Annotated in this window: 13 protein-coding genes and 1 tRNA gene; 5 read left to right on the forward strand and 9 right to left on the reverse strand. The window is 67.4% G+C overall.

Annotated features, from left to right (window positions below; all coding sequences use genetic code 11):
- Window positions 1-135 precede the first annotated feature (135 nt).
- From GO615_RS03545 to GO615_RS03555, 3 genes are read right to left on the reverse strand one after another with little or no spacing between them, the layout of a single operon-like run.
- Window positions 136-1,140: an HD domain-containing protein gene (locus GO615_RS03545; RefSeq protein ID WP_246262127.1), complete on the reverse strand. Its 1,005-nt coding sequence runs from the start codon at window positions 1,138-1,140 to the stop codon at window positions 136-138.
- Complete coding sequence (locus GO615_RS03550) at window positions 1,091-2,311, reverse strand: tyrosine-type recombinase/integrase (RefSeq protein ID WP_246262128.1); 1,221 nt, start codon at window positions 2,309-2,311, stop codon at window positions 1,091-1,093. Before GO615_RS03550 ends, GO615_RS03545 begins: the two co-directional genes overlap by 50 nt.
- Window positions 2,312-2,345: 34 nt before the next feature.
- Window positions 2,346-2,579, reverse strand: coding sequence for a hypothetical protein (locus GO615_RS03555; RefSeq protein ID WP_169125674.1), 234 nt, complete (start codon window positions 2,577-2,579; stop codon window positions 2,346-2,348).
- A 171-nt stretch (window positions 2,580-2,750) separates the two neighbouring features.
- Between GO615_RS03555 and GO615_RS03560 the strand changes: the two genes are divergently transcribed.
- Window positions 2,751-2,939 carry a helix-turn-helix domain-containing protein gene (locus tag GO615_RS03560; protein ID WP_281358691.1) on the forward strand — a complete coding sequence of 63 codons (189 nt, stop codon included), beginning with the start codon at window positions 2,751-2,753 and terminating at the stop codon, window positions 2,937-2,939.
- A 152-nt stretch (window positions 2,940-3,091) separates the two neighbouring features.
- Here GO615_RS03560 and GO615_RS03565 read toward each other — a convergent pair.
- The 3 genes from GO615_RS03565 to GO615_RS03575 form a co-directional block, all read right to left on the reverse strand.
- Window positions 3,092-3,168, reverse strand: a tRNA-Arg gene (locus GO615_RS03565).
- 104 nt (window positions 3,169-3,272) lie between these two features.
- A complete protein-coding gene (locus GO615_RS03570; RefSeq protein WP_169125676.1) occupies window positions 3,273-7,694 on the reverse strand; it encodes a response regulator in 4,422 nt (1,473 codons plus the stop codon).
- Between the two features lie 34 nt (window positions 7,695-7,728).
- Window positions 7,729-8,826, reverse strand: coding sequence for a response regulator (locus GO615_RS03575; protein WP_169125677.1), 1,098 nt, complete (start codon window positions 8,824-8,826; stop codon window positions 7,729-7,731).
- A gap of 258 nt (window positions 8,827-9,084) precedes the next feature.
- On the opposite strand from GO615_RS03575, the gene GO615_RS03580 reads away from it, so the two are divergent.
- The gene (locus GO615_RS03580) at window positions 9,085-9,576 is read left to right on the forward strand and encodes an OmpA family protein (protein WP_169125678.1); all 492 of its coding nucleotides are present in this window, start codon (window positions 9,085-9,087) and stop codon (window positions 9,574-9,576) included.
- 192 nt (window positions 9,577-9,768) lie between these two features.
- Complete coding sequence (locus GO615_RS03585; protein WP_169125679.1) at window positions 9,769-10,236, forward strand: c-type cytochrome; 468 nt, start codon at window positions 9,769-9,771, stop codon at window positions 10,234-10,236.
- Window positions 10,237-10,294: 58 nt separating this feature from the next.
- On the opposite strand, the gene GO615_RS03590 is transcribed toward GO615_RS03585, so the two are convergent.
- Window positions 10,295-10,858, reverse strand: coding sequence for a hypothetical protein (locus tag GO615_RS03590; protein WP_169125680.1), 564 nt, complete (start codon window positions 10,856-10,858; stop codon window positions 10,295-10,297).
- Window positions 10,859-11,091: 233 nt separating this feature from the next.
- On the opposite strand from GO615_RS03590, the gene GO615_RS03595 reads away from it, so the two are divergent.
- Together GO615_RS03595 and GO615_RS03600 are read left to right on the forward strand one after the other, a co-directional pair.
- A complete protein-coding gene (locus tag GO615_RS03595) occupies window positions 11,092-12,936 on the forward strand; it encodes a sensor histidine kinase (protein WP_211166938.1) in 1,845 nt (614 codons plus the stop codon).
- Entirely contained in the window at window positions 12,920-13,552 is a 633-nt protein-coding gene (locus GO615_RS03600; protein ID WP_169125681.1) for a response regulator transcription factor, read from the forward strand. The genes GO615_RS03595 and GO615_RS03600 overlap by 17 nt, the downstream gene beginning before the upstream one ends.
- 17 nt (window positions 13,553-13,569) lie before the next feature.
- Here GO615_RS03600 and GO615_RS03605 read toward each other — a convergent pair whose 3' ends face one another.
- Together GO615_RS03605 and GO615_RS03610 are read right to left on the reverse strand one after the other, a co-directional pair.
- Entirely contained in the window at window positions 13,570-13,935 is a 366-nt protein-coding gene (locus tag GO615_RS03605) for a hypothetical protein (RefSeq protein ID WP_169125682.1), read from the reverse strand.
- Between the two features lie 143 nt (window positions 13,936-14,078).
- On the reverse strand, window positions 14,079-17,162 hold the full coding sequence (locus GO615_RS03610; protein ID WP_169125683.1) for a molybdopterin dinucleotide binding domain-containing protein: 3,084 nt from the start codon (window positions 17,160-17,162) through the stop codon (window positions 14,079-14,081).
- Between the last annotated feature and the right edge of the window lie 17 nt (window positions 17,163-17,179).

Consider the following 17,179-nt stretch of genomic DNA (forward strand, 5'->3'; position numbering starts at 1 on the left):
CGTTGAGTGGCGGCGCGTTGCCGCCCTGTATGCGATGAGCGAAGCGCCGCGAGGAAGGTGGGCGGGCTTGAAACACAGGCTATGCCGCTTTACTACCGGTTCAAGCCCCAAGAATGCGTAGCTCGTCGCAGCGTCCTAAACAGCCGGTCGGACGGCAAAGGGTCTCGCCCCGAGATGCGGGTGGTAGCGAGCGAATCCAATGTCCGGCGGGATGTGGCGACCAATCAGATCGCTCCGCGTCAAACGCCCGTCCGCAAACTGCAGGATGGTCGCGTCGAGGCTTTGCGGCTCGCGCAGGCCCACGTTGGGCGGCACTCCCTTGGCACTGGTGAGCGCATGCATGAGCGCCAGGTAATCCGCGTCAGACACGATGACGCGATGACATGCACGGGCGACGGCGATCCATTCGACGACCGTGTGGCGATAACCGACAAGGCGACCACGCGCGGAAAGCTCGACGTGTCCGCCGGCGAGGCGGTACTCGTCGGCCTTGCCGGCGTCATGCAGCAAGCTCGCGAGGATCAGCACCTGCATGTGCGCCGCGGGGTAAGCGGCCGCAACCTCCATGGCCCGCCCAGCGACATCGATGCTGTGTCGCAGGTTGCCATTTCGGACATGATGGTCGCCGTTGATTGCACTCGGCCCCTCCACGAAGCGGCGAAAACGCCCGCCGTCCCAAAAGATCGCATTGAAGAGGTGCTGGAACCCGCGCGGCAACTCCTTCCACAGCGCGGCTCCGCGTTTGGCGAGTTCGCGATCACGCAGCCACCGATGGGGGATCGTATCGAAGAGATTCAGCGCGGGGACAGGCTTTTCGATGAGCACGAGGCGCGCAATGCGCACTGCACCATCGAAGGTGACCGCCCGGCCGGACCAGCGGATCGAAACGAGACTGCCCACGGTGAGACGCACATCCGGGTGCTGCGACAGCCATTCGACCCGGATCGTTGCCCGCTCATGAAAGAGCGTTGCGCACGTGCGGATGGCCTTGGCGTCGAATGGCAGACGTGCGATCGACTGGATGCGGAAGACCAGCGGCAGCCTCTCGACGAGGAGATCCTTCGCGGCGCTGGGGACAGGAAGTTGTTGCTCATTCATGGCAGTTCTCCTCGGTTTGCGCAGCATCGACAGCGACGACATCGAGCGGTTTGTCGGCGATCGCGCCCGTGATGAGGCGCTCGAAAGCCGAGCCGTCACGCCGCGTGAGGTTGGGGACGTAGCGGCTATAGACGCGGAAGAGCATCTCCGTGGTGGTATGCCCGAGTTGCCGCGCGATCCACTCGGGTGACTCTCCGGCTGCGAGCCAGAGGGTCGCGGCGGTATGCCGGCACTGGTATGGGCGTCTCGGTTTGAGGCCGAGATGCCGCAGCAGCGGGTACCACACGCGCTGAGTGACGTTGCGGTGCTCGAGCGGTTTGCCGTGCCGGTTGCAGAAGACGTAAGGCGAGAGCTTCCCGGTGGCCGCGTGCTGGCGTTCGAGCGCTTCGAACACAAGCAGGCTCATCTGGATCTCGCGCTGGCTACCGTCGGTCTTGGTGTATTCGTCCTCGCCATTGACTACGGTCTCGCGCACGAGGATGAGGCGCCGATCGAAGTCGACGTATTTCCACTTGAGGCCATCGACCTCGCCGGTGCGCATCCCGGTGAAGAAGCGCACCGTGAAGTAGTCGCGGAAGTCCGGGCGCACCGTCTGGAGGATGAGTTTGACCTCCTCGATCGAAAACGGCTCGACATCGACACGCTTGATGCGCAGCTGTTTGATACTGTCGAAGGGCGTGCGAAAATCGAATCGGTCGGCCGCTTCGTTGAGGATCTGGCGCAGCGGATTCAGCATCTTGTTGATCCGTGCCGCAGACAGAGTGGTTCGCTTGCCCCGCGCGGTGACTTTGCCGAGTTCGGCGCGGTAGGCAAGTACGTCAGCCTTGGTGATTCTGCCGACCTCCGTCTCCCCGAAACGCGGGATCAGGCACAGGTCGAGCGCGCGGCGCATCGTGGTGCGATAGCTCCTGCGCCACTCCACCTCCTTCTCCGCGTACCAGATCTCCGCGAAGTCGCGGAAGAGCGGTGTTCCAGGCACGGACGACGCTGCGGAGCCCTTCAGTTCCGTGGCGACGGTGCTCGCTGCCGCCGGCTGCGCATCGAACTTCGCCGCGTTGCGGCTCGCCGGGAAGTAACGGCGGTAGTCGAAGGTGCCGGCAGCGATGTCGGCTTCGATCCGTTCAAGCACCTTCTGCAGGCGCTTGCGGTTCGTCTGGTTGTCGGACAGTGCGGTTTGTTCCCTGCACCGAACATCCCGAAAACGGAAGTCCAAGAACAACAGCCCGTTGTCTTTCCGACAGCGGATGCTACCCATGGCAGACCCCTCCATTTGCCATCGGAATCGCGAAAGACTGCTCGGACGCGCAGCCCATATCGCGCTCGATATGCTCCCAGATGTAGAGAATCTTCCGGCCGCCGAACGGACGGATGTAGTGCGTCCCCTCAAGCAGGACGCTGTCCTTGAGGCGTTCGCGGATGGTGCGCGGATCGTATTTGATTAGTGACGACAGCTCGTCTGTGGTCAGGTAAGTGAGTGACATGATGATCTCCAGTGGTTAGACTCATCCAGAATTTCAAAACACCTTCCGTCAATGTGTTTTGTCATCCTGAATAACATTCTAAGCACAAAGAAGTCGCTGTCAACGTCTTTTTGTCGTTTTAGATGATATTTTTTTCTGGGGAATGAAATGATCAAGTGTCACCTCTCCCGCATGATGGGAGAGCGCAAGATGAAGATTGCCGACGTGGCTAGGGAAACCGGATTGCATCGCAACACGGTTACGCTGCTCTACAACGAGACCGCAAGTCGAGTCGACCTGGAAGCGATTGAACGCCTCTGCGAACTCTTCAACTGCTCGGTCGGAGAGCTATTCGAACGGGTTCCTGGCGTCGGGAATTGACTCTACGCCAAGGCACGGGAGGCAACGGTCATTCGCCGCGACCACCGTGCAAGCGTGAAAAATGGTGGGCACACCGTGGGCACCGGATGGGCACGGCGTGGGCACAAAAGGAAAACGGGCTAGACCGAAACGATCTAACCCGTTGAAAAATATGGCGCGCCCGAGACGATTCGAACGTCCGACCCCTGCCTTCGGAGGGCAGTACTCTATCCAGCTGAGCTACGGGCGCCTTGTGCCACTGGCGTGGCGACGGAACGCGGCATTATACCTGATCTGCGGCGCATGACGACTCCGGCCTTCGGAGAGCGGCGTTCGGCGGCGCGCAAAGTCACCTCAAGCGCCCTTGGTGCTCAGGACCGCGAGGCATTCCAGCGCCTTGTCGTAGTCGTAGGCGGCAACGCTGGCAGCGACCTGTTTGAGGGCGGGCGCGAGCGGGGTGCCAGCGGCGCGGCGGGTGAGGGCGTCGGCCTCTTCGGCGGCTTCGGGGTCGCTGTCTTCCAGCAGGGCCCTGAGGTGCTCGAGCTCGTGCTGCAGGTTCGCGGCGTCGATGGCCACGGCTTGCGCCGCGGTCTGTGCACTTTCGGGGGGCTCGATCCGCCACAGCCCCTCGATGACAGGTTCGAGTTCGGCCAGCGTCCAATCCAACAGCGGCGTGAGCTGGGCGACGGGCAGTCCGTCGCGGCAGGCTAGTTCGAGGGCTTCGGCCGCGCTCTGGACGCCGCGCGCGCCGATATTGGCGGCGTTGCCCTTGAGGGTGTGGGCAGCGCGCATGGCGGCACTCGGATCCGGGTCGGCCTGGGCGGCGGCGAACTGTTCGGCGAAGCGGCTTTGGGTGTCACGGAAGCGCGCGAGCATGCGCAGGTAGAGCTCGCGGTTGTCCATCGTCGTCGCCAGGCCGGCGGCGACGTCGATGCCGGGGAGCGAGGGCAGCGCGGCCGCGCCCTTCTCCGGCGCAGCCGGCAAGGCCGCCGCGCTTGCGGGCGCGCCGGGTGCAGGGCGGATCCATTTCGCGAGGGTGACGAACATGCCGGAAACGTCGAGCGGCTTGGCGATGTGGTCATCCATGCCGGCGGCGATGGCCTTGTCGCGGTCGCCAGCCATGGTGTTGGCGGTCATGGCGAGCACGGGGAGCTTGGCCCACGCCGGGTTGCGGCGGATTTCGCGCGTGGCGGTATAGCCGTCCATGACGGGCATCTGGCAGTCCATGAGGATGCCGTCGAAGCGGGCGTCGCGGGCGAGGGTGTCGAGCGCTTCCTGGCCGTTGCCGGCGACGACGACTTCGATGCCTGCCTGGCGCAGGAGGTCGGTGGCGAGCTCCTGGTTCATTTCGTTGTCTTCGACGAGCAGCACGCGGGCGCCGGCGAGGGTCGCCATGGCGGCGCTGGAGCCGTCGATGCTTTCGTGCGCGCGAGTATCGACGAGGCCGCGCTTGTCGAGCGCCTCGCCGATGGCCTCGAGCAGGCGCGATGCGGTGACGGGCTTGGTGAGGACGGACTTGATGGCGACGCCGCGCAGTTCGGCCGAGCCGAGCGCTTCTTCGCGGCCGTAGGCGGTGACCATGATGACGGCCGGCTGTCGTGTGGAGTGCCCGATCTGCAGCCGGCGCACGGCCTCGACGCCGTCGATGACGGGCATCTTCCAGTCCATCAGCACGAGGTCGTAGGGGGTGCGGCGGGCGTCGGCGGCGGCGATCATGTCGAGCGCCTGGCTGCCGTCCCAGGCGACATCGACCGCCAGGCCGAAGTGGCGCAGCATGGCGGAGAAGATTTCGCGCGCGGAGGCGTTGTCATCGACGACGAGGACGCGCACGCCCTGCAGTTCGTCGGCGCGCAACATGCGCCTGATGGCCGGTTCGGCCTGCAGGCCGAAGCGGGCGGTGAAGTGGAAGGTGGAGCCGCGGCCGACGGCGCTTTCGACCCAGATGTGTCCCTTCATCATCTCGACGAGCCGCTTCGAGATCGCGAGGCCGAGGCCGGTGCCGCCGTACTTGCGCGTGGTGGACGCGTCGGCCTGCGTGAAGCTGCGGAACAGCGATTCGCACTGCTCGGGGCTCATGCCGATGCCGGTGTCGCGCACCGAGAACTGCAGCTCGACCTGCTCGGCGGTCTGCGAGACGGTTTCGATGCCGACGACGATCTCGCCCGTTTCGGTGAACTTGACCGCATTATTGCCGAGGTTGACCAGGACCTGGCCGAGGCGCAGCGGGTCGCCGACGAGGGCGGTGGGGACGTCCGGAGCGGCGCTGAACAGCAGCTCCAGGCCCTTGTCCTCGGTCTTGAGGCCGACGAGGTTGGCGAGGTGGTCCATGACGTCTTCGAGCCGGAATTCGACCGTTTCCATCGACATCTTGCCGGCTTCGATCTTGGAGAAGTCGAGGATGTCGTTGATGATGCCGAGGAGGTTCTCGCCGGCGCGATGCACCTTCTCGATGTAGTTGCGCTGCTTGCGGTCGAGCGGACCCTGCAGCGCGAGGTGCGACATGCCGATGATGGCGTTCATCGGGGTGCGGATCTCGTGGCTCATGTTGGCGAGGAAGTCGCTCTTGGCGCGCGTGGCTTCCTCGGCGAGCTCCTTGGCGCGCAGGATCTCGGCCTCGGCGCGCTTGCGGTCGGTGATGTCGAGCAGCCAGCCCATGACGCCTTTCTCGCCCTCGTGGGCGAAGGGCATGAAGGTGACGAGGAAGTCGCGCAGTTCCCCGCCCGCAGCCACCAGGCGCATCTCGCGGTCGCGGATGTAGCCCTCGCGGCGTAGGTCCTCGACCATGCGCAGGCGGTCTTCGGGCGAGGCGTAGATGTGCAGCGCGGGGTCGCCCGGGCGGCTGTCGAACATGCGCGTGAATTCGGGGTTGGTGTAGCGGAACACGCCGTCGGTGGTGAAGGCGGTGCCGACCGGACTGTGATCGAGGATGTATTGCAACGAGGTGCGCTGGTCGGCGAGGGCCTTCTCCGCAGCCTTGCGTTCGGTGATGTCGCGGAACACGACGACGGAGCCGACGAGGGCACCGTCCTTGTGGATGGGGGTGGTCGAGTATTCGACCGGCAGCGCGGTACCGTCCTTGCGCCACAGGACTTCGCTGTCGACGATGCGCGCCTCGCCGTCCATGCCGGTGAGATACATCGAGCACTCGTCGCGCGGGAACGCGCGGCCGTCCGGGTAGCTATGGTGGATGAGGGCATGCACGGCCTGGCCGACGAATTCCTCTTCGCTGTATCCGAGCATCGCCGGCGCCGCGGGGTTGGCGAAGGTCATCACGCCGTCCTGGTCCAGACCGATGATGCCGTCCTTGACGGAGCCGAGGATCAGGCGGCTGCGCTCTTCCAGGATCGCCAGGTGGGCGGAGGTTTCGCGCAGCGACTCCTGCTGGGCCTCGAGTTCGACGGTCTGCTCCTCGAGCTGGCGCGCCTGCTGTTCCATGTTCTCGGCCTGGCGCTGCGTCTCCTCGAGCAGCGTCTGCGTGGCCGCGTTGCGCTCGAGGATTTCGAGGCTCATTGCGAGGATGGGCATCAGGCCGTCGAGCAGGGCTTGCTGATGGGGGCCGAATCCCTCGAAGGTGGCGAGTTCCACCACCGCGAGCAGGCGTTCGTTGCGTGCCACGGGGAAGACGCCGATCGCGCGCGGGGCGGCCTCGCCCAGCCCCGATCCGATGTGGATGTAGTCCGCTGGCGGGTTGGTGAAGATGATCGACGCGCGCTCGAGCGCACATTGTCCGACCAGGCCTTCGCCGGGGGCGAACTGGGGGACGGGTTGCGCGGGCCCGCGCAGAGCGTAGCCCGCGAGCAGGACGAGGCGGCGTGCGTGTTCGTCGTGATAGTAGAAGGCGGCGTGACCGAGCTGGAGGACCGGTGCGAGGTTGGAGAGGAACTTCTGTGCCAGCTCAGCGAGGCCGGACGACATCTGCAGGTCGCCGGAGATGGCCGCGAGGTGGGTCTTGAGCCAGCGCTGCGTCTCGACCTTGCGCGCCTCGACACGCAGCACCTCGATGGCGCGCGCGAGGTCTCCGATTTCGTTGGGATACTCGGTGTGCGGGACGGACTGTTCGAAATGGCCGGCCGAGATCTGCTCGACGACGCTGCGCAGGCGTTCGGTCGGCCGCCGGATGGACTGCGCGACGAGGGTACCCAGCAGCAGCGCGACCAAGCCTCCGCCGACGATCATGGCGTAGGTGGTGCGCTCGATCTGGACCATGCGCCGGTCGGCGGCGATGGCGGCGTCGCGCGCTTCTTCCTCCATCACGCGCGCGATGTCGACCAGCGTGTCGCCGGCAGCCTTGCCGGCGTGCTGAAAGCCGGGCGAGGCGACCGCGGCGAGCGCCTCCATGAGCTCGGCCTTCTTCTGCAGCTCGACGACCCGCGCGACGCCGATCTTGTATTGCGCAAAGCGGTCCTCGAAGCGCGCGAGCCGCTCGCGGTTGTCCTCGCGGTGGAACAAGGCCACCGCCGCCTCCAGTTCGCTGCGCATGCGGCTCTCGGACTCGGCAAGCTGGCGCAGGGCCAGATCGCGTTCACCCGGCTCCTGCGGCAGGATGGCCTGGCGCAGCGCATGACCCATCTGCGCGAACTGGATGCGCGCCTCCTTGACGTGCGAGACGCCCATCAGCTCCCGTTCATAAAGCGCCTGCAAGTCGTTGTTGAGCAGGTTCTGGTTGTGCAGGGAATTCAGGCTGATGCCGCCGACGACCAGCAGCAGGCCGACGAAGCCCAGCATCAGTTTCACCGCCAGGGTGCGGCGCTCCAGCGCGGACATCGAAAGGCTCATTGTTGCGGCTCCTGGTTGTCGCACCGATGGCGGCCTAGTCGGCAAAGCGCGCGGCGATGGCGCGGAATTCGTCCTGCAGCGCGACGAAGGCGTCGACGATATCGGGGTCGAAGTGCGAGCCGCGGCCCTTGCGGATGATCGCGGCGGCCTGTTCGTGCGACATGCGGTCCTTATACACGCGCTTGCTGATCAGCGCGTCGTAAACGTCGGCCAGGGCCATGAGGCGCGCGGAGATCGGGATCGCGTCGCCGGCGATGCCCTCGGGGTAGCCCGATCCGTCCCACTTTTCCTGATGGTAATAGGCGATCTCCTTGGCGAGGCGCAGGAAGCCCACGTCCATGCCGAGTTTGCGCTCGGCGTGGATGATCGCGTCGCGGCCCAGCGTCGTATGCGCCTTCATCGTCTCGAACTCGGCGTCGTCGAAGCGCCCGGGCTTGAGCAGGATGCGGTCGGGAATGCCGACCTTGCCGATGTCGTGGAGCGGAGCCGACTTGAACAGCATGTCTATGGTGGCGTCGGTCAGGAAATCGCGGAACCGTGGGTGCGGCTGCAGGTGCTCGGCCAGCGCGCGGACGTAGAACTGCGTGCGGCGGATGTGGTTGCCGGTATCGTTGTCGCGCGTCTCGGCAAGCGAGGCCATCGCGAGGATGGCGACGTCCTGGATCGCAGCGAGCTCGCGCGTGCGCCGGGCGACCTCGGCTTCGAGGTAGGCGTTCTTGTCGCGCAGGAAATCCGCCGCCGCCTTGATGTGCAGGTGGGTGGCGACGCGCGCCAGCACCACCGGCGGATTGACCGGCTTGGTGATGAAGTCGGCCGCGCCCATCGCGAGGCCCTTCGTCTCGTCCTCGGTCGCGGTCATCGCGGTGAGGAAGATGATGGGGATGTCGCGCGTGGCGGCGTCGGCCTTGAGCGCCGCACACACGTCGTAGCCGGAGAGGCCGGGCATCATGATGTCGAGCAGGATCAGATCGGGCGCCGGCTCGCCGCGGGCGATGCGCAGCGCCTTGTCGCCGTTGTTGGCGACCTTGACCTTGTAGCGGTCCTTGAGCAGGCCGGACATCAGCGACAGGTTGTCCGGGGTGTCGTCGACCACCAGGACCGTGGGCTTCTCGATGAGGGTCGGTATGTCCATGTCTCTCCTTGCCGCTGCACGCTGGCCGGGGGCACGCAACCGCCCCCTTCCCCGTGCAGCCACTTGAACCATGCATATTCAAACGCCACGGCGCGCTGCAGGCAACAGGCTCCGCCACGATACCTTCTCCGTGCGGCGAATTCCGCGGCATGGCTGCGATCGTCATTGAAATGATTCGATACGATTCGGCAATCGTTTCGGCTAAACTGCCCGCCGACCCTGCGTACGCGGGATAACCCTGTGCTTGGAGCGTAGAACATGTTCGATCAGGAAGACGGAGAACTCAACGTCGTCATCGGTGTGCTCTTCGGTGTCATCGCGCTGGTGATCGCGCTGGTGGTCGGCCTCGGGACGTGGAAGCTGCGCGCGGCCGAGGCGCCGGCACCGGCCGCGGCTGCAGCTGTGGCGGACCAGTTCGCCGACGTGGCCGAGGTAGGGGAAGCCCTGGTTAAGTTCTATTTCGCCGTTGGCGAGGCAGCGCTGCCGGCGGATGCGTCGCCCGACATCGCGACGATCGTGGTCGCGCTGGATGCGGCACCCGAGAAGAAGGTGCTGCTGTCGGGCTTCCATGACGAGACCGGCGGCGCCGCGGTGAATGCCGAGGTGTCGAAGAACCGTGCGCTGGCCGTGCGCGACGCGCTGGTCGAGGCGGGCGTGCCGGCCGAACGCGTGCTGCTGCGCCGTCCGGCGGTGACGCTGGGGGGTGGCGACGCCGCCGAGGCGCGCCGCGTCGAGGCGCGCGTGCAGTAATCGACGCGCTTCACGCCGCGCGCGAATCAGCCGGGGACCCCCCGGCTTTTTTGTTTGTGCGAGCCGCCACGCACAGGGCAGGATTGCCCGCCCCGGGCAGGCCGGGCCACCGGCACACCGCCGCCATCCGGCCCGCAGCCGGCGTGGCGGCTATACTTCCGGTTTTCCCAAAAACACCTACAAGGAGCCCGCATGCCCGCCCTGTGCAACCGGCCCATCGCTTCCCCCGACAGTCTCCCGCGCCGCGCCGCGCTACCCGTCCTCGCCCTGCTCGCCGCGCTGCTGGGAGCCTGCAGCCAGCCGCAGCAAGGCGACCCGGAAGCCCGCGCGAGCCGCATCGAGCCGGTCGCGAAAATCTCGCTGAAAGTGCAGAAGGTGGCGCCGGGCAGCCGTACCGGCGAACAGGTCTACCAGGGCACCTGCGCCGGCTGCCACGCCGCGGGCGCGCTCGGCGCGCCGAAGACCGGCGACGCCGCCGCCTGGGCGCCGCGCATCGCGCAGGGTTTCGACACGCTGACGAAGAACGCGATCAACGGCATCCGCCAGATGCCGCCGCGCGGTGGCGGCGCCGACCTCACCGATACCGAGGTGCAGCGTGCGGTGGCCTACCTCGCCAACAGCGGCGGCGCGAAGTTCGCCGAACCGCCGGTCGCCAAGTAAGCCCGCACGGGCTCGCGCGCGGACGGGGACGCCGCGCATGGCGTCCCCGCGGCGGCACTCAGGGCACGAGGCAGACCTTGCCGGTGAACTTCATGTCGACGGCGCCGGCGCAATTGACCGTGCCGTCGATGTACAGCCGCCCGCCGCCCGTGGGCGAGAAGATGCCGCGGCCGCTCTGCGGATCGGAAACCTCGGTGAAGGAACCGTATTCCAGGCCGGGAATGCCGCAGCTGCGGAAATCCGGAACGCTGGAGAAGCGGCTGATCGACACCACCTGCGAGTGAATCTTGTCGCCGCCGTACTGGGCCGGCGCAATGTCGTCGCACACCAGCGTGTGCGTGAAGCCGCCAAAGCTGCCATCCGGATTGAAGAAGGCCTTGCCCTGGAGGCCGCATTTCAGGTTCTGCTGGCCGTCGATCCTGCCCGACAGCACGCCCAGCGTGTCGCCCGGACCCAGCGCGTTGGTGAGGATCTTCCCGGAGATCGGCACCAGCCGACCGGGCGCCTCGCAGGGCGCTTCCTCGGCGCTCGCGGCGCCGGACGCCATGGCCAGTGCCGCAACGGCGGCCACCGCCACGCCACGGATGAGGGAATTCACCAACGTCGGATTGTCGTTATTCATCAGTTCAGTTCCACCGGAAGTGTCGTTTCGAAGGCCCGTAGCGATCCATACGCTGGCGAACGGACAGGAAAAACCCGCGGAGGATTCTACGGAGACACATTGTGGGTGGGTGAGATCGCGCAACTTATGCGCAGCCCGGCGTGAAGAACGTCACACCGCGTGTGTTGTTGCGCAGGCATCGGAATCCATGACAGCCGCTTGACCGGCCGCGGCGAACGCGGGATGCTTGCCCGATGCCTGCATACTCCGGCGTGCGGCGCCTGCTCGGCGCCGTGCTGTTCCTCCTCGCCACCCTCGCGCCGGCCCGCGCGGCCCCGACCGATGAGCCCGACACGGTGCGCATCGGCGTGCTCGCTTTCCTCGGCGCGGACGCCACCATCGGCGAATGGTCGCCGGTACTGCGACGCCTGCAGGATGCCCTGCCCGGGCGCACCGTCAGCCTCGTGCAACTCGACCACGCCGGCCTGCGCGACGCCGCGGCCGCGGGCGATATCGACTTCCTGATCACCAACCCCGGCCATTACGTCGAACTCGAGGCCGAACTGGGGGCGAGCCGCATCCTCACGCTGGACCCCGGCCCGACGCGTACCCCCGAGCGCGCGATCGGCTCCGCGGTGATCGTGAAGGCCGGCAACGACAGGCTGCGCACCCTCGACGACCTGCGCGGGAAGCGCGTCGCGGTGGTGTCGACGGAAGTGTTCGGCGGCTTCCAGACGATCTGGCGCGAGCTCGCCGCGCAGGACATCGACCCGCAGCGCGACTTTGCGGAGTTGAAGCCCGTCGGCCTGCCGATGACGCGCGTGTTCGAAGCGGTGGCGCGTGGCGAGGCGGACGCCGGTATCGTGCGCAGCTGCCTGCTCGAAAGCCGCGAGGAATGGCGCCGCGGCTTCACGGTGCTGGGCGCGCGCAGCGAATCCGACTTCCCCTGCGCGACCTCGACGCGGCTGTATCCCGACTGGCCGCTCGCGACCCTGCGCCACACCCCGACCGCGCTGGCGAAGGAAGTCACCCTCGCGCTGCTGGCGATGTCGACCGCGCGCGACGGCATGGAGTGGGCCGTCCCGGCGGACTACCAGGCCGTGCACGAGATGTTCCGCGAGCTGCAGATCGGCCCCTACGCCTACCTGCGCGAACCGACGCTGATGGTGCTGGCCGAGCGCTACTGGCGCTGGATCGCGGCCTTCGCGCTGCTGCTGGCCGCGTGGATCCTGTACACGGTGCGCGTCGAACACCTCGTGCACGCGCGCACGGCCGAGCTGCGCGCGGCGCTCGCGGCGCGCGAGGCGCTGGAGGCGCGCATCCGCGCCAACCAGGAACAGGCCGACCATCTCGCGCGCCTGTCGGTGCTGGGCGAGCTGTCCGGCACCCTCGCGCACGAGCTCAATCAGCCGCTGGCGACGATCGTGAATTACGCGCAAAGCCTCGTCCGCCGCAGCGACAACGGCAGGCTCACCGACGACGCGGTGCGCGAGGCCTCCTCCGAGATTGCCGGCCAGGCCGAACGCGCGGCCGGGATCCTCGGGCGCATCCGCGGCTTCGCGAAGAAGCGCGCCGCGGTGCGCGAGCGCGTCGCCCCCGCTGCGCTCGCGTCGGAGGCGGTGGCGCTGTTCCGCGGCATGCTGGCGAATGCGCCCGAGGTAAGCATCGACGACACGCTGCCGGCCGGCGCGATCGTCGAGGTCGACCCGCTGCAGATCCAGCAGGTGCTGCTGAACCTGCTCAAGAACGGGTACGATGCGGCGCGCGGCCTGCCGCGCGAGCGCCAGCGCCTGGCCATACGCATCGGCGAGGGCGCGGGGGAGAGCGCAGGCCATGCCTGCATCGCCGTGCGCGACCACGGCAGCGGCCTCGACGCCGCCGCGCGCGAACGCCTGTTCGAGCCCTTCTTCACCACCAAGCCGGACGGGCTGGGCCTGGGCCTGTCGATCTGCCGCACGATCGCCGAGGCCCATCGCGGCCGCCTGACCGTCGACGGCACGGGCGAAGGCCCGGGCTGCGAATTCATCCTGAGCCTGCCGCTGGGGCCATCCGCCAGCGCACCACCGGAGAGCCGAACCGATCATGCAGCCGACCGATGACGCCGTGATCCATGTCGTGGACGACGACGCGGCCTTTCGCCGCTCGCTCGTCTTCCTGCTCGAATCCGTGGGCTGGCGCGTCGCGAGCCATGCCTCCGCGGAAGACTTCCTCGCGACCCAGGCCGGTTCGCCCGAGGCGCCCGCCTGCCTCGTGCTCGACATCCGCATGCCGACCATGAGCGGACTCGAGCTGCAGGAACGTCTGCGCGCCGGCGGCGCCGTGCCGCCCATCGTCTTCATCACCGGCCACGGCGACGTCGAACTCGCGGTGCAGGCGATGAAGCACGGCGCCTGCGACTTCCTGCAAAAGCCGTTCAAGGATCAGGCGCTGCTCGACGCGGTCGGGGCAGCCGTGCGCCGCGGCGCCGAGGACCGCTCGCGCCACGCGCAGCGCGACGAGGCGAAGGCGCGCCTCGCCCGCCTGTCGCCGCGCGAGCTGGAAGTCGCCCGCCTGGTTGCACAAGGGCTGCCGAACAAGCTCGTCGCGCGCGAGCTCGACATCAGCGAGAAGACGGTGCATGTGCACCGCCAGCACGTGATGGAAAAGACGGATACGAGCAGCGCCGCGGAACTCGCCCGCCTGATGCTGCGTGCCGATCCGGCAGCGCTGGACTGAGGCCCCGACCGTCCGCGCTAACGTCGCGGACCGCCGCCCATGCCTCCGCCGGGTCCCATGCCTCCGCCGGGTCCCATGCCTCCGCCGGGTCCCATCATCGCGCCGCCACGCATCGGCGGCTCGTCGGGCAGCGTGACGCCGCGCTCCTTGGCGCGCTTGACCATCTGCTCGTGATGCTCGGCACGGATCTTCTCGCGCTCCTCGAGCGTGTTCGCGGCGCGCATGCGGTCACGGTGTTCGAGGCGCTCCTGCGCCGTCATCATCTGCGAGCCGAAGATCGGCGCGTCGTCTGCAATCGGCGGCAGGCCACCGGCCGGCTGGGCAAAAGCTCCGCCCGCGAACAGCGCGGCTGCGCAGACCGCCGCCAGCAATCCGGATTTCATGGCATCCTCCTGAGTCGGTAAAGGAAACGGCAAACGGCCGACGGAGCGCTCGTGCCGCGGAGCGCGACCGTCGACATCCCGTTTAAATATAGCCTTTTTCTTATACGGATCCGCCTGCCGTTACATTCCGTTCGAATTGCGCGTCACAGCCGCACGAGCTTCGCCGGCAGGCCGTTGCGCACCGAAGTGCCGGACACCGCATCGACCCAGATCGCCTCGCCGCCACGGGTCGGATCGACCAGGCCCAGATCGTTGAGACAGATCCCCGCCGCGAGATCCCGCCGCTGCGGTTGGCGCTCGCCTCCGATCCCGTGGGCACGCGCGCCCAGTTCACGATGGCCGTAGCCGTGCTCGACCGCCAGCACCCCACGCATCACGCCTTCATGCACGATGACGCGGCAGGTCGCCTCCCCTCCGGGTGTCTGCATGCGCGCCAGATCGCCCGTCGCCAGGCCGAGGCGCGCGGCATCCTCGGGATGCACGATCACCGGATTGTCCGGATGCAGGGACGTGATGCGCGTCGCGATACTGTAGGAGTTCTGTAGCGCGGACTTGAAGCTCACCGCAAGCAGCGGCCAATCCGCTTCCTTGTGCAGCTCGCGCATCGGCGTGCCGTCGGCAAACGCGGGCGGCTGCCAGGTCGCGCAGCCCGCGAAGCGCTTGCCGGTGAGGCTGTTCTTCGCACCGCCGACGTTGTCGTTCCACAACCACAACGCGTTCTTGAAACGGTTGGTCTGCCACTCCGGGTTCACCTCGTCCTGGGCCTCCTTCGCCGGTTGGTAACGTCCGCCGCGCGTGTACAGGAAGGCCACCTTGCGCCATTCGTCTTCCTTCAGTGTCGCTTCGAGCAGGGGGCGCAGGCGCGCTACGCCCGACAGCGCGAGATCCTCGTCGCTCGCATCGCCGACCGGCGCCTTGCCGAGGAAGGCGATGTTCGCGCCGCCCCGCAGGTACCAGTGTTCGGGCCGTTCCAGCGGCAGGCGTTTGCCCTCCATGTCGGCGAGCCCTTCCGGGCCGAAGCCGGGCAGGTTCATCGCCTTCGCCAAGGCCATGAAGAAGGTCTCCATGCCGATCGCCTGGCCATCCGGCGTCTTCGCCGCCTTCGGCTCGACCACCGGCCAGCGCGCGGTGGTGACCTTTGTCGGCACGCCGTTCCATGGCGCCGTCCAGCCCCAACTCTCGTACATCAGCGAATCCGGCACGATGTAGTCGGCGTAGGCGTTGCTCTCGTTGATCAGCGGGTCGACCGACACGATCAGCGGGATCTTCTTCGGATCGGCGAGCTCCTTCTCAATCAGCGGGCGCACGCCGGGCAGGCCGTACACCGGGTTCGAGCTCCACAGCACCAGCGCCTTGAGCCCGTAGGGATAGCCGCGCAGCATCGCCGGGAACCACTCCGTGACCAGCCCCGGCGCGTTCGGGAACCACGCGTCGCGCGCCGGATAGGGCTTGCCCTCGGCCTTGCGGCGCGCGAACTCGGCGGATTTCTCGTACGGCACGTTGCGCCCGAGCGGCGTGCCCTTCGGCTTCACCATTCCCGGGAAGGTCTCGAGGTCGTAGCGCGGCCCTGCACCGGCGTCCTTGAAGCCGCCGCCGTTCACGACGAAGCCGCCCTTCCAGTTGAGGTTGCCGATGAGCGCGTTGAGCGTCACCACCGCATAGGCGTTGTAGAAGCCGTTGCCGGCCATCATGCCGCCATGGGCGATCGCACAGGCCTTGCGGCCGTGGCTGCTGAATTCGTCCGCCAGCCCGGTGATCACGGCTTCCGGGACCCCGCAGATCGCCGCGCACTCGGCAACGCTCAGCTTCAGCGCCGATTCGCGCAGCAGTTCGTGCGACGTCTTCACCGCGAGCGCCTTGTCGCCGACCATCACGCTGCCCGCCGCTTCCAGCGGTGCGGGGCCGGTCGCGGCATCGACCGGCATCGGCTTGCCATCGGCGCCGAGCACGAGATAGGGGTCCGCCTCCTTGTACTTCTCCTCCTCGGTCACCGTCATGCCGATGTCCGATCCGCGCAGGAAGCGCCCTTCGCGTGGGTGACCCTTCTCCGTGACCACGAGCCAGCTCGCGTTGGTGAAGGACGGCTCGCCCGCGGCCTCCGCCGCCGCGAGGTTCGGATACGCGAGATAGGCCGTATTCACGCGGCCGTTGTCGAACATCCAGCGCATCATGCCCATCACCAGCGCACCGTCGGTGCCCGGACGGATCGGCACCCAGCGCCCGCGCTCGCCCGCCGCGCGGTTGTCGGCGTTGGTCAGCACCGGATCGACGACGACGTACTCCAGCCGCCCTTCGCTGCGCCCCTTCGCGAGCAGCGTGCCTGTGCGCTTGAAGGGGTTGCCGGCGTTGCCCGGCGCGGTGCCGATGAAGATCACGAACTCGGCATTTGCCAGATCCGGCTTCGCGTGCGGCATCTTCTTCATGTCGCCGAACAGCGCGCCGGAGCCGGAGCGGTATGCACCGCCGCAGTAGGAACCGTGTCCGACGAAGTTCAGCGTGCCGTAGGACTGGTTCCAGAAGCGGCGCGCAAAGGCCTCGCGTCCGTCATTGACGCTGGAGATCAGCGCGACCTGGTTCACGCGCGGCCCCAGTTCGGGCGCGACGGGATCGATCGGCGTCGCGAGGTCGCGCAGCGCCCTGAAGCCGTCCACATGCCCTTCGCCGAACAGGTCGCCGCCCTCCACGAGCTCCTTCACCAGCTGCTCGAACGAGATCGGCTGCCACTCGCCGCCGTTGCGCGGCCCGACGCGCTTGAGCGGCGTGAGCACGCGGAAGGGCGAATTCATCTGGTCCATCGCCGCGTTGCCGCGCCCGCAGGCCGTCGAGCGCCCTGCCAGCCCCTTGTCCTGGAAGCGCGACAGTGCGACGAAGCTCTCCTTCACCGAGGCCTTCATCGGCAGATGCGGCTCGGTCGACAGCGGGCTATAGGGGTTGCCGGCGACACGCAGGACATTGCCGGTGGTCTTGTCCACGCGCACCCGCACCCCGCACTGCGTCGTACAACCCAGACAGGCGGTGTAGCTCACCTGCTGGTTCGGGTTCAGGCGCAGCTCGCCGGTCGAGTGATCCACGCTGAATTCCGGCTCTGCCGAGCGGCCATGGATGCTGTGCGCCTTCGGTTCGTCCCCGACGAGGCCCGACACCATGCGGCCCAGGGTCTGGGAGAAGCCGGCGGCGAAGGCGGCGAGGCCCCCGGCGGCGATCAGTTCGCGACGTTCGATTTTCATGATTCGTTTCCCTTGAT

Source organism: Aromatoleum evansii (genome assembly GCF_012910805.1).
In the GTDB taxonomy this organism is placed as follows: domain Bacteria; phylum Pseudomonadota; class Gammaproteobacteria; order Burkholderiales; family Rhodocyclaceae; genus Aromatoleum; species Aromatoleum evansii.